Origin of the sequence: Paraburkholderia terricola (assembly GCF_003330825.1) — a bacterium.
GTDB classification, from domain to species: Bacteria; Pseudomonadota; Gammaproteobacteria; order Burkholderiales; family Burkholderiaceae; genus Paraburkholderia; species Paraburkholderia terricola.
This window is the reverse complement of record NZ_CP024942.1, coordinates 558,813-573,218: the sequence shown is the minus strand read 5'-3', so window position 1 is coordinate 573,218 and position 14,406 is coordinate 558,813. Positions and strand designations below refer to the sequence as shown.

The window sequence follows — 14,406 nt, the reverse complement described above, 5'->3', positions numbered from 1 at the left end:
TGCTCTTTTTCTCAGCGGCGCTTACTTTTGGGATTTCACCAATTATATATAAGCCGAGGGTGCCCCCTAACGCCATCGCGCCACCCGCCGAGAGACCCGATGGCGTAACGAGTCTAGGCGAGGGAACGTGCCCGTCCCAAGCCGGAGGTGTGCTCCATCTCCCGACGGGGTGGCACGCTATCTTCCTCTGCCCGCCCGGCCTTGCAGGGAATTCTCAGATACGTAAACCTCTTGCTTTCGGTCCGCTTCGGGTCCGGGAAAGACTCACTCGTCCCTAACGGGGCCAACTTTCGTTGGCACCTGTTTGCGAATGTCGGCGAAGTGAAGAGCAGATGCCGCACATCGGCAGACCGGCGACCGTCGGCTAAGGCCGAATTGCCGGCGCTTTCGAATGTCGGATCAAGGCTGTTGTACCTCGAAAGCCGTCATTGACATGCACTCGTCGCGAACGACGGCAATGGGCAGGTCGCATGCTGCCGATCGCAGGCATGCGCAGTTTAAACTGCGCATGCCTATTGCATGAGGCGACCCGCAGGTCATGAAGAGACGTTCGACACACGTTTCTGATTCGTCGACAATTGGAGAATACAAACAACTTCCACGGAAAACTTAAGATGCCGCTGCGGCCGACAGAAATCCAGATTGAATCAACCCGGCTCTTGATCAAACCGTTCTCGGCCGACGACGCAGATGCCACGTTCGCATGCATCACCCCTTCGCTCACTCGCCACATGGCGTGGGAGCCGCCAGCATCACGGCATGACTTCGATGGTGTTTGGCGGTCGTGGATACCGTCGATAGACGACGGGTCGGACTATGTATTCGCGATACGGCAACGCGCTGACGGGAGTTTCCTTGGTTTGGCCGGACTTCACCGCGTACGTACTGAGAGTCCGGAACTCGGCATCTGGATTCGTGAAGATGGTCATCGAAATGGCTTCGGTTGCGAAGCCGTCACTCTGATTGCACGTTGGGCAACGCGAACCATTGGCTGTGAAAGCTTTACCTATCCGGTTGCCGAAGAGAACCGCCCCAGCCGGCGCATCGCCGAATCGTTAGGCGGCGTGATCGTGGGAAGCCAGGTGACGCCAAAGTACAAGTCCGTCGTTTTCCGAATTCCTCGGCAGCCAGTTACGAGCGAGATATAAGCGGTTCAGTCTTCCAACTGACATCCGTCGGCCACGAGCCGCCGTTGCCGATTATCGCGTGAACGTCCGCTTGCGAAAAGCTGCATGGCATTTCCACGCTAGCAAGGGCGACCGGGGCCATGTGTGACTTGCAGGTGAGAATGCGGATCTATACTGGGTGGCTATTTGACATATCCCATTCACTCACAACGGAGAAGGCCATCATGAGTGAAAGTACATTGCTAATTTTTGCCGCTGTAGCCTTTGTAGGTATCGTAACTCCCGGACCGACAGTTCTGCTGGCGTTGACCAATGGCTCGCGCTATGGTCTTCGCCGTGCCGCGTATGGGTTCGCTGGCGCAATCGCATCCGACTTCGTGTTGATTTTCGCCGTGGCGCTTGGCCTTGGTGCGTTGCTGGCAGCGTCGGCATTCTGGTTTAACGTCGTCAAATGGGTGGGCGTGGCCTACCTGGCGTACATTGGCATCAAGCTGTTGATGTCAAAGGGTTCGTTGAGCGTCGCGAGCATGCAGGGCGAAGTAAGCCGCGACAGCAACTCGGCGATTTTCCTCAAGAGTTTCCTGACCGCAGTCACGAACCCGAAAGGATATCTGTTCTTCTCCGCATTTCTGCCCCAGTTTATAGCGCCGTCCGCCCCACTTGCGCCGCAGTACCTGGCACTCGCTATAACGTTCGCGATGCTGGATTGCTCGATCATGTTCGGCTATTCACTGCTCGGCGCACGGGCAATTCGCCTGCTAAAGGAGTCGGGCGCACTATGGCTCGAACGTTCTTGTGGTGCTGCGCTGGTTGCCCTCGCGGGGTCTCTGGCACTGTACCGACGTCACGCGGCTTAGCGGGTTTGCCCGGAAGCGGACCATGAAATTCGGGATTTGAATGGCCGAAGCGGGTCGGTTTCTGCTTTTTACATTCGCAGCGAATGGCGATCGGTCGAGGGTCTGCGTAGACGTCGGCCAGTAAGAGATCAGCTAAACCGGCGCACGCGACAAACCAGGCCGCGCCGTATCCGCCGCGCGCGGCGGCAGGCCAAGCTCCTCCGCATAGGAGTGAGCGCCGCCCGCCTCGCCGAGCGCGTATTGCAGGGCGTGCCGGATTCGCAGCATTTCCAGCGGCGTGGACGCCCGCGCGACCAGCTTCAGGCCCGCGCCCAAGGTGCCTTTCTCATGAGCGGGGCGGATGAGCGGCTCCGAGATTCCGTGCTTGGCGAGCAACTGCAAACCCGAAACATGCAAACGGCCCCCGCACGCGGCGTCCAGCGTGCGTTCGAAATCCTTCAGCACGTTGGCGTCACGGTGGTCCTCGCCCAGCATCTTCGCCGCGTCGGGCCATGCACCCCACAGCGCCTTTGCGATGAGCCGGCCGTGGTTGGCATGCTGACCTTGCGAACAGACTTCGTGAATAGCTTGCAGCACGCTCGCCGCATCGCCGCGCGTCGTGATGCGGCCGTCGTGCATCGCAACGAGTCCGTGCAGGTCGTGTCCCGTCCGGGCCGCGAGTTCGGTGCGCAGAAGCACCCACGGGTCCTGCGGCGCGGCCTCGAGTCCCGACGCGACATGACCCAGGAAGGAGCCGGTGTTCGCGCGCCGGATCACGCTCAGCGCGGCGATCAGCCCCGACCGGTAAGCCATGCTTTCGATCAGTCCGACCGTGGCTTCATAGCGCGTCTTGGGCTCGGGCGACAGCTTGAGCAGTTGCAGCGTATCGGCGTCGAAGTTTTGCGTGTGCTGCCGAACGTGGACGGCTTCGTGAAACACGCCTTCGGCCAGCGTCAGGAAGCCTTGGCGAAACGCGGGATCGAACACGTCGACGCGCGCACTGCGGTCGTAGGTTTTCATCAGCGAGCCTTCATCGGCGACCGACTGCTCGCCCGCGTAGCGGACCTTGCTGCGGATGCCGAACGCGTCGTTGACGTGCCGGCCGAATGCGTTGATCGCCTGCTCACGCTGCCGCGCGTTCCACTGCGACGGCGGCGTCGCGCGCAACTGGCTCAATTCGGGATCCGCGTCGATTGCGGACGCGTAGTGTTCCGCGCTGCCGAAGATGGCGCCAGCGAACGCGGCATCGAACACGCCCTTGGTCGTCGCCTCGCGCGCCCATGATCGGGACGTGCCGAACGGCTTCGCGATGTCGATCATCCGGGCGACGCCGCGCAGGCTGAGATGCTCGAAACCTTCGTGCGACTGAATCCGCGCCGACACGTCCTGCCAGGCGGGAGAACGGCGCAGCGCCTGAAGCTCGCGCAGAACGGTCGGATGCGCGGCGGGCAGCGGGCCTGGCGATTCGGCGCCCGCCAGCGCGCCCGCGTAAGCCGCCGCGGCGTCGCCGGATTTCAGCCCGTGCAGCAGCATATTCCACGGATTGACGGGGAGCGGCGAGGGCGCGGCGGTCCCCAACTGCCTGAGCCTTGCGAGCGCCTCGCCGCGCTGCGCGTGTCCGCCGGCGGCCGTCCTGACGGGCGCGTGCGCGAGCGGTTCCAGCGCCGCGTCCGACGACGACGCGCGGCGGGATGGCGACGCCTTCGAACCGGTCGCGCGGTTCGGCGATTCGGGCGCGGTGCCCGACACCGGCAGCGGAGTAGACGACGGATTCTGGATTCGGGAATTGAACATGGTCACACCGGCAATGTCGCGTAGTGGCGATATTGCGGGCAACGGGCGCGCGGGATAGGGCGGTCGCGGCGAAACACTATGCGGGGGAGCGAACCGAGCGGTGCTTGCGGACGTCCGGCTCGCAGGGGAGCGCCGCGCCGGTCGCGCGAGGATGTTATGACCGACGGAGCCGAGCCAATGAAAAAGGAGTCACAGAAACCTGGAAGCGGAGCTCACGAACTTGCGCAGTTCGTCGAACTGGGTGACCAGTTCGAGACAGAGGATAAATGCCAGCATCGCGGACGGGCCGGGATGGCGTTCGATCCATCGCAACGATTGAGTCGCGTAACGCGCTCTAACGGAGCGCCGCGTCATGACATAGGTAATCGCGATGCCGATGGCGGCGCCCGCGAGGATATCGGTCGGATAGTGATAGCCGAGATAAGCGCGCGGAAGGCAAATGAAGATGGCGGTGTACAGGAGCGCCAGCACGCCGATTCCGCGCCAGACAATGAAAATGCCGGTCGCGACGGACATCCACAGCATGGCGTGATCGCTCGGAAACGAACTCCACGCCGTCAGCATGGCGTCCTGTTGCGCGGCGAATGGAAAGTGCAGATGAAGGTCGGGGTTCTGGATAGGACGTACCCGGAATGGCAACAGATCAGCGAGAAGCCTTCCCACGGCGAGCGCCAACAGACCGCTCATGATCGTCGCAATGACCATTTCGCGTTGCCGCTCGCGATGCTCGCCGGGTCGAAACCATATCCACCACAAAATGGGTATGAGCACGAGACCCTTGAACATATACAGATCGGCGACGGCTTTTATTGCATGGTTAACCAGAAGGCCGAAGCTCGGCCTGGTAAGCCACGTCTCGATGACCGCATCAAAGTTGTTCATGTTCTTGTCGGCAGTATGGAGCAGCGCGAGCAGGACGATGGCGCGGGGAACCGGCGGCCGTCACTGGGTAACCCAGACTACCTCTGGTGTTGTGGCGTTGCAATCGATGCATTCGCTACTATGACGAATGATCGTAAGAAAATGATCTCGTGAACACACCGATGCAAGCCGAATAACCGCCGAGCAAGGCCATATCGACGCTGCTCGTTGAACGTGCGATTATCGCAATCGGCATAGAGCCATTTGACGCGACGCAATTAGCATGACCTACGCCAAGGAATTTTTTGATCTTCAACTCCATTTCGCGCGAAGCGTCGCGGAGTTGAGGGGCATGCCGCTGGAGGAAGCCCTTCTTGACTACACGAATCTCTACGTGCGGTTTGTTGCCGATCGGAGGTTCGATCGCGACCATCCCATCTGGTCGGCTTACCTCGCCGGACTGAGAGAGAAGGTCGATCCGGGCGATTGGACTTATCACTTCTATCGTAGTCGCCCGCATCATGTCCAGCCGGCGTCGACTATCAAGACGTTTGGTTGTTTCTCGTATGCGTTGGGCGAGCCGGGTCAAATCCGCCTTCACTTCCATAACGCGGACGGGCATTTACAGGGGCCATTGAGCGGGGAACGCATGCCGTCACGGCTCTCCGAGCTAGCTTCGCTCGTGCACCACGTCCGCGCGCAACGGGAAACTGTCAAGCAGGTAGCAGGCGTTTCATGGCTCTACAACTTGACCGCGTATAGACGATTGTTTCCCGAGTCTTACATTGCCGAAGCGACAGTGGCTACAAACAGATTCCGCAACATGCCGCTGTGGGGGCAGTTTTTGAATCGTCACGGCGGGGTCAGAAAAGACGCTGCGAGTTTGTTCGTTCACCGGCTTTACGATCAGACCAGCGCGGACGACCTTGCACGATGTTTTCCGCTGCACCCCCTGGCCGTCTCGGCCCCGATCGACGCCTTCCACGAATTCTATGCGCAGGGATCTACAATAAAGTTCGACCGTTGAAAGTAGATCGCCACAAAGCGCTCTCCGCAACACAACCCACTCACCCCAAGAAAGAAAGCCCATGTTCGATCACGTCAAATTCGGAGTCAGCGACTATGCAGCAAGCAAAGCGTTCTTCCTCAAGGCACTCGAACCGCTTGGCGTAGCGATTGTCTCGGAGGGGACGCCGACGTACGGTGTCGAGCTTAGCTCTCAGGGTGACGCTTCGTTGTGCCTGTACCAGACTGAGGAGAAGCCGGCGCATCTTCACCTGGCCTTTACGGCCGAGAATCGCCAGCAAGTCGAGGCTTTCTATCGCGCGGCTCTGGAGGCGGGTGGCATCGACAACGGTGCGCCTGGTCTGCGCCCGCACTACCACGCCAACTACTATGCAGCGTTTGTCATTGGTCCGGACGGGCATAACATCGAAGTGGTTTGCCACCAAGCCGAAGCCTAGGCCCGCCAAATAGAAAGCCACCCCCAATCAATCTTTTTTCTCCATGCCAAGTTTCGTTTAGCATCACTGCCACTTTCACAAGAAACACCACGAGACAATGGCACTCATCGCACGAAACATCCTCGGTATCGCCGTACTTCTTTTCATCGCCTACCTCTGCTCGACCAACCGACGCGCCATTCGCTTACGGACTGTAATCAGCGCACTGCTGGTGCAGATCGGAATCGGCGCATTCATTCTCTTCGTGCCGCTCGGCAAGACCATCCTCGCGGCCGCGGCCTCCGGCGTCAATCATGTACTCGGCTACGGCAATGCGGGCATCGAGTTCCTGTTCGGCGGGCTCGTGCAATCGAAGATGTTTCAGGTATTCGGCGACGGCGGTTTCGTATTCGCCGTGCGCGTGCTGCCGGCCATCATCTTCGTTACCGCGTTGATCTCCGTGCTGTATTACCTCGGCGTGATGCGCTGGATCGTGATCGTACTCGGCACGCTGTTCCAGAAGCTGCTCGGCGTGTCGAAGCTCGAATCGTTCTCCGCCGTCACCACGATCTTTCTCGGCCAAAGCGAAATGCCCGCGGTGGTCAAGCCGTTCGCGCGCGACATGACCGGCGCCGAACTGTTCGCGGTGATGTCGAGCGGCATGGCGGCCGTTGCCGGCTCGGTGCTCGCGGGTTACGCGGGCCTCGGCGTGCGGATCGAGTATCTGCTGGCCGCGTCGTTCATGGCGGTGCCGGGCGGCCTGCTGTTCGCCAAGATCATTCACCCGACGACGGAACCGAGCCGCGTGCAGCTCGACAACCTCCACTTCGATGAAAAACGTCCCGCCAACGTGATCGAAGCCGCGAGTTCCGGCGCGACCGTGGGCCTGAAAATCGCGGTGATGGTCGGCGCGATGCTGATCGCATTCGTCGGCTTGATCGCGTTGCTGAACGGCGTGGTGAGCGGCATCGGCGGCTGGTTCGGCCATCCGCAACTGTCGATGCAAGCGGTGCTCGGCACGGTGTTCGCGCCGCTCGCGTATCTGATCGGCGTGCCCTGGAACGAAGCGGCCGTTGCGGGTAATTTTCTCGGGCAGAAGGTCATTCTCAACGAGTTCGTCGCGTATGCGTCGCTCTCGCCGTATCTGAAGGACGCCGCAAGCGTGAGCGCGGCCGGTCTGCAAGCGCTCGATCCGCGTACCATTGCTATTCTGTCGTTTGCGTTGTGCGGCTTCGCGAACTTTTCGTCGATCGCGGTGTTGACCGGCGGTTTTAGCGCCGTCGCGCCGGGACGCCGCGCTGAAGTCGCGCGCTACGGCCTGCGTGTCGTGCTCGCCGCGACGCTCTCGAACCTGATGAGCGCGACGATCGCGGGCATGTTCGTTACGCTCAATTGAATCGAGGATCGCTGCATGAACATGGAACAACTGCTGGAACGCGCGGGCGTCGCGCGCGACAAGGCTTATGCGCCTTATTCGAAATTCAAGGTCGGCGCCGCGCTGCTGACAAAAGACGGCAAGATATTCGACGGTTGCAACGTCGAGAACGCGTCTTACGGTTTGTGCAATTGCGCTGAACGTACCGCGTTTTTCAGCGCGATCGCCGCCGGTTATCAACGCAACCAGTTCGCCGCGCTCGCCGTGATCGGCGATACGGAGGGCCCCATCGCGCCATGCGGCGCGTGCCGCCAGGTGATCATCGAACTCGGCGGACCCGAGTTGCCGATTCGCCTCGGCAATCTGCGCGGCGTCACACGCGACACCACCGCGCGCGAACAACTGCCGGACGCGTTCTATCTATGAGCCAGCACAAGGTCATCTACGACACCGATCCGGGCGTGGACGATGCAATGGCGCTCGTTTTTCAGGCGCTACATCCGGACATTGAATTGCTCGGGTTGACGAGCGTGTTCGGCAACGCCACGATCGAAACGACCACGCACAATGCCCGTTTTCTCGCCGGACGGTTTGCGCCGGGCGTGCCGGTCGCGCAAGGCGCGGCGGCGCCGCTCAAGTGCCTCGCGCCCGAACCGCTCGCATGGATTCACGGCGACAACGGGCTCGGCAACATCGCGCTTGAAACCGGCGGGGAGGCGGCGCTCGACACGCGCCCCGCACATCGCTTCATTATCGACATGGTGCGCGCGCATCCCGGCGAAGTCACGCTGATCGCGGTCGGCCCGCTGACCAATCTTGCATTGGCGCTCGCCGACGATCCGGGAATCGCCTCGCTCGTCAAGCAGGTGGTGATCATGGGCGGCGCGTTCGGCACGGACGGGGTGTTCGGCAACGTCACGCCCGCGGCGGAAGCCAATATTCTCGGCGACCCGGATGCCGCCGACATCGTTTTCGGCGCGCCGTGGCCGGTGGCGATCGTCGGGCTCGACGTCACGCAGCGCACGATCATGAGCCGCGATTATCTGGCTTCGCTGCGCGATCGTGGCGGCGCGGCGGGGCAGTTCGTGTGGGACGTGTCGCGTCATTACGAAACTTTTCACGAGCAAAGCGCGCGGCTCGCCGGAATCTACACGCACGATTCGTCCGCGGTCGCCTATCTGTTGGCGCCGCATCTCTACACGACGCGCAGCGGTCCCGTGCGCGTGTTGACGGAAGGCATCGCGGCGGGGCACACCATTCAGAAGCCTTCCACTATGCCGGTGCCCGCGCCGGATTGGGACAGCCGCCCCGAGTGCGAGGTTTGCGTGGACGTGGACGCGGCGGGAATGCTCGCGCTTTACGAACACACGATCTGCGGCACGCTTTAACCGGTCTATCGCATGGCACGACGCCAACGATTGATAGGACATAAACGCCAACGCCAGCCGTCATTGCATTGCAGCAAACCGCACACGCGCAATCGTGGCCGATGTCGATCATCAATCTTTGCTACATTTCTGCACACGCACTGCGCCCGCGGCCCCGGAGTTTTCGCTTTCCGGCGCGGCGCGCGTGATCCATCTTCATCAAGAGGCGAAAGATGCGAATTCTAGTAGTAGGGGCAGGCGCGGTGGGCGGCTATTTCGGCGGACGTCTCGCGGCGGCGGGCCAGGACGTGACCTTTCTCGTGCGCGCGGGCCGTGCTGAAAAACTGCGGCGTGACGGGCTCGTCATCAGCAGCCCGCGCGGCGATCTGACGCTGCGCGACGTCAAGACGATTCTCGCCGGCGTGAGCGCCGAGCCGTTCGATCTGGTGCTGCTCAGTTGCAAAGCCTTTAGTCTCGACGACGCGATCGACTCCTTCGCGCCGCTCGTCGGCGAGTCCACGCTGATTCTGCCGATGCTCAACGGCATGCGCCATATCGACGTACTCACGGAAAAATTCGGCGCCGCGCGCGTGCTCGGCGGTCAGTGCGTGATCGCGGCGACGCTCAACCCCGAGCAGCACGTCGTGCATCTGAACGAAATGCACGCGATCACCTTCGGCGAACTGGCGGGCGGCGCATCCGAGCGCGTGCAGGCGATCGCGGACGCGATGACCGGCGCGAATTTCGACGTGGTGGTGAGCGAGAACATTCTGCTGCGCATGTGGGAGAAGTGGGTGTTCCTCGCCACGCTGGCAGCGAGTACCTGCTCGATGCGCGGCTCGGTCGGCGATATTCTGGCGGCGCCGGACGGCAAGCGCGTGATCGAAAATCTGCTGGGCGAGTGCCGCGCGGTTGCCGAGCATAACGGCTTCACGATGGGGCCGGACTTCGACGCCCGCGCCACACAAACGCTGTTCACGCCGTCGCCGCTCACGGCTTCCATGTTGCGCGACATGGAAAACCACTCGCATACCGAGGCGGATCACATCCTCGGCGACCTGATCTCGCGCGGCGGCGACGCGCAAAAGGGCGAGCACGGCTTGTCGCTGTTACGTATCGCCTATACCCACCTGAAGACGTATGAAGCGAGGCAAACCCGCACGTCCTGAATGAACGGGCGGCGCGTCACGAAGCCTGACAATCGGAGGTGAAGCATGCCGAGCCCAACCGGATCGGTGCCCGCGCTCAGTGCCGCGTCGGCCACGATCTTTTCGATCGGCATCGTCTTTCTCGGCTACTGGGGCCTCTACGAGCCGACGGGATGGCGAGCCATCGACGTGATCGTGTTCGTGTTCGCGCTGATCGGTTTCGGCTGCCTCGGCCTCGTGCCGTGGATGGCGACGAGCCCCGTCGAGCCTGAAACGAGCGACGCGCGAATCCGCATCGCGCGCCACATGTTTCTTGCCGGCGTCGTGGCGATCTGGCTGGCGGTGGCGCTGTCGGTGATCTTCTGAGGCTTGCTTCACGGGAAAAAAACGCGCGCCTTGCAGCAAACAAGGCGCGCGTTTCATTCAACGGAAAGCCGGCTTCAACGCTCGATCTGCCTGTTCCAGCGCGTGTCCCACTGCGCGCGATGCGCGTTGATCGTGTCCCAATCCACCACCGTCACCTTGCGCACTAGATCCTCGACATTGCCGAGGCTTTGCTGCATCGGCGGCGTCATCTTCGCGAGACGATTGGTCGGAATCTGGCGGCCGGCTTCGGCGGCTTTCGTCTGCGCCGGTGCGGACAGCAGGAATTGCGCGAGCTTCTGCGCCAGTTGCGGATCGGGGCTATTGTTGACCACGCACAGATCCACCAGCAGCAACACCGGGCCTTCTTTCGGATTCACATAGCCGACCGGAATGCCCTTGTCCTGCAGATCGCCCACGGCGGTCGGCGTCAACGGGAACAGGCCCGCTTCGCCGGTCTGCACCATTTCGGAAATCTTCGCGGAGTTCGGAATGTACTCCACCACGTTCGGGCCCACCGTGCTCGCCCATTTCGTGAAGCCCGGCTCGACGTTCTGCTCGCTGCCGCCCATCAGGCGGTTGATCGCGAGAAAGCCGTGCAGGCCGAACGTGCTGCTCGACGCCGATTGAAACACCACTTTGCCCTTGTATTTCGGATCGCTGAAATCCATCCACGAAGTCGGCGGCGCCCAGCCTTTTTCTGCAAACAGCTTCTTGTTGTACGCGATGCCGGTCATGCCCAGTTGCACGCCCGCGCCCATGTCGTCCTTCATGCGCGCGAACGGATAGAGCTCCTTGAGCACCGGCGCGTCGTCGAGCTTCTTGCACACGCCCATGCTGACCGCGCGCGCCATCACGCCATCGTCGAGAAACACCACGTGGATTTGCGGATTGGTTTTGTTGGCAAGCAGCTTGGCGAGAATGTCCGACGACGTGCCGGGCACGACCACTACCTTCACGTTATTGGCTTTCTCGAACTCGGGCAGCACCTGGCTCGTATAGGCCTTTTCCATCGGCCCGCCGTTCATGCCGATGTAGATCGTTTTGGTCTGCGACCAGGCCGGCGCGGCCGCGCCGAACGCACACAATGCGGCGAGCGCCGCGATCGTCTTGAACAGTTTCATGGATCGACTCCTGGGGTTTCACTAAACGATGACTAGCGTTGATTCAAGCGGACAATCAAGCGACCGGTGAGGCAACAGCGGCAAAGCGATTGATCGAGAAAGCGTCGAGCGGTGTGGCCGTGGCGCCGTCGATCACGAGGTCGGCGAGCACTTCGCCGACGCCCGGCGCCAGCAAGAACCCGCCGCCCGAAAAACCGAACGCATGCAAGAGACGCGGCGCCGTGCGGCTCGCGCCGATGATCGGATTGCCGTCCGGCGTTTCGCCCTCCACGCCGCTCCACGTGCGGATCAGCAGCGCCTCGCGCAGCGCGGGCAGCAGCGCGCAGGCGTCGCGCATCACGGCGCGCGTGGTTTCCGTCGACGGCTGACCGTATTCGCCGTCGCCCTGTCCGCGCCCGCCGCCGATCACGCAGTTGCCGCGCGCCACTTGCCGCGCGTAGATGCCGCCGCCATACACGCCGAGGTTGTGCGTGATGAAGAGCGGCAAGGGTTCGGTGACCCACAGGTTCGGGTAGATCGGTTTCATCGGCACCGTTTCGCCGAAGTAACCCGCCACCGTATTCGCCCATGCGCCGGCGGAATTGATGAGCCAGTCGGCGCTCATGCGCGTGTCGCCCGCGCGCAATTGAAAGCGCGTGCCGTCGTGATGGATGTCGGTGAGTTCGGTTTGCTCGCGCACGTCCGCGCCCGCCGCGCGGGCCGCTCGCGCGAACGCGGGCGACACGAGACGCGGATTCGCATGACCGTCCGTCGCGCACAACGAGCCGCCGATTGCCGCCGCGCCGAGCCACGGGTAGCGTTGACGGAACGCCGCGCCGCTGATCAACTGCGCATGCAGTCCGTGGCCGCGCGCCATGTCGGCCCACGCCTGTAGCGCGACGAGATCGCCTTCGCTGCGCGCGAGCCGCAAATGTCCCGACACGGTGAATTCGCCGTCGATGCCGATCAGCTCCGGCAAGCGGTCCCAGATGCGCCGCGCGCGCATGGCGAGCGGCATCTGTTCGGCCGGACGTCCCTGGCAGCGCACGCCGCCGTAGTTCACGCCGCTTGCTTGCGCGCCGCAATAGCGCCGCTCGAACAGGCCCACGCGCAAGCCGCGCCGCGCCAGCGCCAACGCGGCCGATGAACCGACCAGGCCGCCGCCCGCGATTGCGACGTCGTAATGCAGGGCGTCACTCATCGCGCGCCTCCGCGGGAATCTCGACGACGCCGTCGGCATACAGGGCGGGTGAGAGCGGAATCGGCTTGACGGGCGGCTGGCTGCGCAGACGGCCAAGCGCATCGAGCGGCTTGCCGGTTTCCTCGCTCAGCAGCGTCAACGCGGCTTCGCCGCACATGCGTCCCTGGCAGCGGCCCATGCCGGCGCGCGTGAGCGCTTTCAGGCGATTGATCTCGTTCGCTTCGCCGTCGCGGATGCAGCGACGCAAGGCGCCCGCGTCGACTTCCTCGCAGCGGCACACGATCATGTCGTCGGGCCATTGCGCGGCGCAGTGGGCAGGCGGCGCAAACGCCGTTTCGATGCCCTTGCGAAACACGGCGATGCGTTGCAGGCCGCGTTCGAGCGAGGCCGCGTCGCGCAGGCCGGGGCCACGCGGATGCGCGACGCCGAGGTCGTCGAGCAAGGCCAATGCGGCGCGGCGTCCGGCGAGTTCGGCGGCGTCGGCGCCGGCAATGCCCGCGCCGTCGCCGGCGAGGTAGATGCCGCGCACGGAGCTGCGGCCGGCGGCGTCGAGTTCGGGCAGCCAGCAGCGGTTGCCGGCGTCGAAACGAAAGCGGCAACCGGCGAGATCGGCGAGTTGCGTTTCGGGCTTCAGGCCGAAGCTGATGCCGACCGCGTCGCAAGCGATGGTTTCGGTTGGCGCGCTGGAGCCTGACGCGCGCCATTCGATCGCCTGCACGCTTTCTTCGCCGCGTACGGCCAGCGAGTTCACCTCGCGTTCGATGCGCACGCCATGCGTTGTCAGCCAGGCGACGTAATAGAGGCCCTTGGCGAACGTGGCCGGCAGACGCGCGAGTTTCAGCGCGGCGGCGATCTGCTGCGACAGAGGACTCGTATCGAGCACGGCCGCCACGTGCGCGCCCGCTTTCACGTATTGATACGCGACCAGGTAGAGCAATGGCCCGGTGCCCGCGAGCACCACGCGTCGACCGATCGCGCAGCCTTGCGACTTCAACGCGACTTGCGCCGCGCCGAGCGTGTAGACGCCGGGCAACGTCCAGCCCGGCACCGGCAGCACGCGATCCGTCGCGCCGCTCGCGATGATCAGATGCGAGAACGGCACGCCGATTTCGCGTCCCGCGTTCAGCGTATCCAGGCGGCCCGCTTCGCACGCCCAGGCCAGCGTGTCGGGACGATAGTCGAGATGCGGCAGAAGCGCGGCCATCGTCGTATGCAAGGCGTCGGCCTTGCGTGCCTCGAAGCCGTAGAGTGCTTTTTTCGAGCGCTGAAAGCCGCCGTTTGCGGGCGGTTGCCGATAGATCTGACCGCCCCAGCGCGCGTTTTCATCGAGCACGATCGGCCTGACGCCGGCTGCGACCAGCGTCTCGGCGGCGCGCACGCCCGCCGGTCCCGCGCCGACGATCACGATGCGGCGTGCGTCGCTCATTGGGCGTCTCCGTTCGTCACGGTGGCAACGCTAACGGCGAGCCGCGTCACCACGCGCATGCCCTCGGCCACCAGCGTCGAGCATGCGCGCAAACGCAATCCGTCTTCGGTGCGCATCCAGCAGTCCTGGCACGCGCCGATCAAACAGAAGCCCGCGCGCGGCGCGCCGCTGAATTCGCTTTCGCGCACGCGGCGTTGCTGCATCAGCACCGCGGTCAATAAGGTATCGCCGTGCAGCGCGGTGACTTCCTGACCGTCGAGAAAGAAGCGCAGCGGTTCGCGCTGCGTTTCCGCGACGCGCACGAATTGCGGCTCACGCCTCGGCGTGGCGGCATCGGAAGACGGCAAGTTCGACGGCATGGGA

Annotated in this window: 15 protein-coding genes; 9 read left to right on the top strand and 6 right to left on the bottom strand. The window is 63.1% G+C overall.

The window, feature by feature from the left end; translation table 11 throughout:
- The first annotated feature begins 614 nt into the window (after nucleotides 1-614).
- Both CUJ90_RS21095 and CUJ90_RS21090 read left to right on the top strand, forming a co-directional pair.
- Nucleotides 615-1,148 (top strand): GNAT family N-acetyltransferase, encoded by a 534-nt coding sequence (locus CUJ90_RS21095; RefSeq protein ID WP_114163848.1) that lies wholly within the window; start codon nucleotides 615-617, stop codon nucleotides 1,146-1,148.
- A 203-nt stretch (nucleotides 1,149-1,351) separates the two neighbouring features.
- Complete coding sequence (locus CUJ90_RS21090; RefSeq protein WP_073430873.1) at nucleotides 1,352-1,984, top strand: LysE family translocator; 633 nt, start codon at nucleotides 1,352-1,354, stop codon at nucleotides 1,982-1,984.
- A gap of 132 nt (nucleotides 1,985-2,116) precedes the next feature.
- On the opposite strand, the gene CUJ90_RS21085 is transcribed toward CUJ90_RS21090, so the two are convergent.
- Nucleotides 2,117-3,757, bottom strand: coding sequence for a hypothetical protein (locus tag CUJ90_RS21085; protein ID WP_090518813.1), 1,641 nt, complete (start codon nucleotides 3,755-3,757; stop codon nucleotides 2,117-2,119).
- A gap of 189 nt (nucleotides 3,758-3,946) precedes the next feature.
- A complete protein-coding gene (locus tag CUJ90_RS21080) occupies nucleotides 3,947-4,639 on the bottom strand; it encodes a phosphatase PAP2 family protein (protein ID WP_073430855.1) in 693 nt (230 codons plus the stop codon).
- 262 nt (nucleotides 4,640-4,901) lie between these two features.
- On the opposite strand from CUJ90_RS21080, the gene CUJ90_RS21075 reads away from it, so the two are divergent.
- The 7 genes from CUJ90_RS21075 (at nucleotide 4,902) to CUJ90_RS21045 (ending at nucleotide 10,316) form a co-directional block, all read left to right on the top strand.
- Nucleotides 4,902-5,645: a hypothetical protein gene (locus tag CUJ90_RS21075; RefSeq protein ID WP_073430856.1), complete on the top strand. Its 744-nt coding sequence runs from the start codon at nucleotides 4,902-4,904 to the stop codon at nucleotides 5,643-5,645.
- Between the two features lie 61 nt (nucleotides 5,646-5,706).
- Entirely contained in the window at nucleotides 5,707-6,081 is a 375-nt protein-coding gene (locus CUJ90_RS21070; RefSeq protein WP_083082596.1) for a VOC family protein, read from the top strand.
- 97 nt (nucleotides 6,082-6,178) lie between these two features.
- A complete protein-coding gene (locus tag CUJ90_RS21065) occupies nucleotides 6,179-7,456 on the top strand; it encodes a NupC/NupG family nucleoside CNT transporter (protein WP_073430858.1) in 1,278 nt (425 codons plus the stop codon).
- A 15-nt stretch (nucleotides 7,457-7,471) separates the two neighbouring features.
- A complete protein-coding gene (locus tag CUJ90_RS21060) occupies nucleotides 7,472-7,861 on the top strand; it encodes a cytidine deaminase (protein WP_073430859.1) in 390 nt (129 codons plus the stop codon).
- Nucleotides 7,858-8,823, top strand: a complete 966-nt coding sequence (locus CUJ90_RS21055; RefSeq protein ID WP_114163847.1) for a nucleoside hydrolase — start codon at nucleotides 7,858-7,860, stop codon at nucleotides 8,821-8,823. Before CUJ90_RS21060 ends, CUJ90_RS21055 begins: the two co-directional genes overlap by 4 nt.
- 212 nt (nucleotides 8,824-9,035) lie before the next feature.
- The gene (panE, locus tag CUJ90_RS21050; RefSeq protein WP_073430861.1) at nucleotides 9,036-9,971 is read left to right on the top strand and encodes a 2-dehydropantoate 2-reductase; all 936 of its coding nucleotides are present in this window, start codon (nucleotides 9,036-9,038) and stop codon (nucleotides 9,969-9,971) included.
- 45 nt (nucleotides 9,972-10,016) lie between these two features.
- Nucleotides 10,017-10,316 (top strand): hypothetical protein, encoded by a 300-nt coding sequence (locus tag CUJ90_RS21045; protein WP_073430862.1) that lies wholly within the window; start codon nucleotides 10,017-10,019, stop codon nucleotides 10,314-10,316.
- Between the two features lie 74 nt (nucleotides 10,317-10,390).
- Here CUJ90_RS21045 and CUJ90_RS21040 read toward each other — a convergent pair whose 3' ends face one another.
- From CUJ90_RS21040 to CUJ90_RS21025, 4 genes are read right to left on the bottom strand one after another with little or no spacing between them, the layout of a single operon-like run.
- On the bottom strand, nucleotides 10,391-11,437 hold the full coding sequence (locus CUJ90_RS21040) for an ABC transporter substrate-binding protein (protein WP_073430863.1): 1,047 nt from the start codon (nucleotides 11,435-11,437) through the stop codon (nucleotides 10,391-10,393).
- A gap of 55 nt (nucleotides 11,438-11,492) precedes the next feature.
- On the bottom strand, nucleotides 11,493-12,617 hold the full coding sequence (locus CUJ90_RS21035; protein ID WP_073430864.1) for an NAD(P)/FAD-dependent oxidoreductase: 1,125 nt from the start codon (nucleotides 12,615-12,617) through the stop codon (nucleotides 11,493-11,495).
- Nucleotides 12,610-14,043 carry an FAD/NAD(P)-dependent oxidoreductase gene (locus tag CUJ90_RS21030; RefSeq protein ID WP_114163846.1) on the bottom strand — a complete coding sequence of 478 codons (1,434 nt, stop codon included), beginning with the start codon at nucleotides 14,041-14,043 and terminating at the stop codon, nucleotides 12,610-12,612. The genes CUJ90_RS21035 and CUJ90_RS21030 overlap by 8 nt, the downstream gene beginning before the upstream one ends.
- The gene (locus CUJ90_RS21025) at nucleotides 14,040-14,402 is read right to left on the bottom strand and encodes a (2Fe-2S)-binding protein (RefSeq protein ID WP_073430866.1); all 363 of its coding nucleotides are present in this window, start codon (nucleotides 14,400-14,402) and stop codon (nucleotides 14,040-14,042) included. Before CUJ90_RS21025 ends, CUJ90_RS21030 begins: the two co-directional genes overlap by 4 nt.
- Nucleotides 14,403-14,406: the final 4 nt, after the last annotated feature.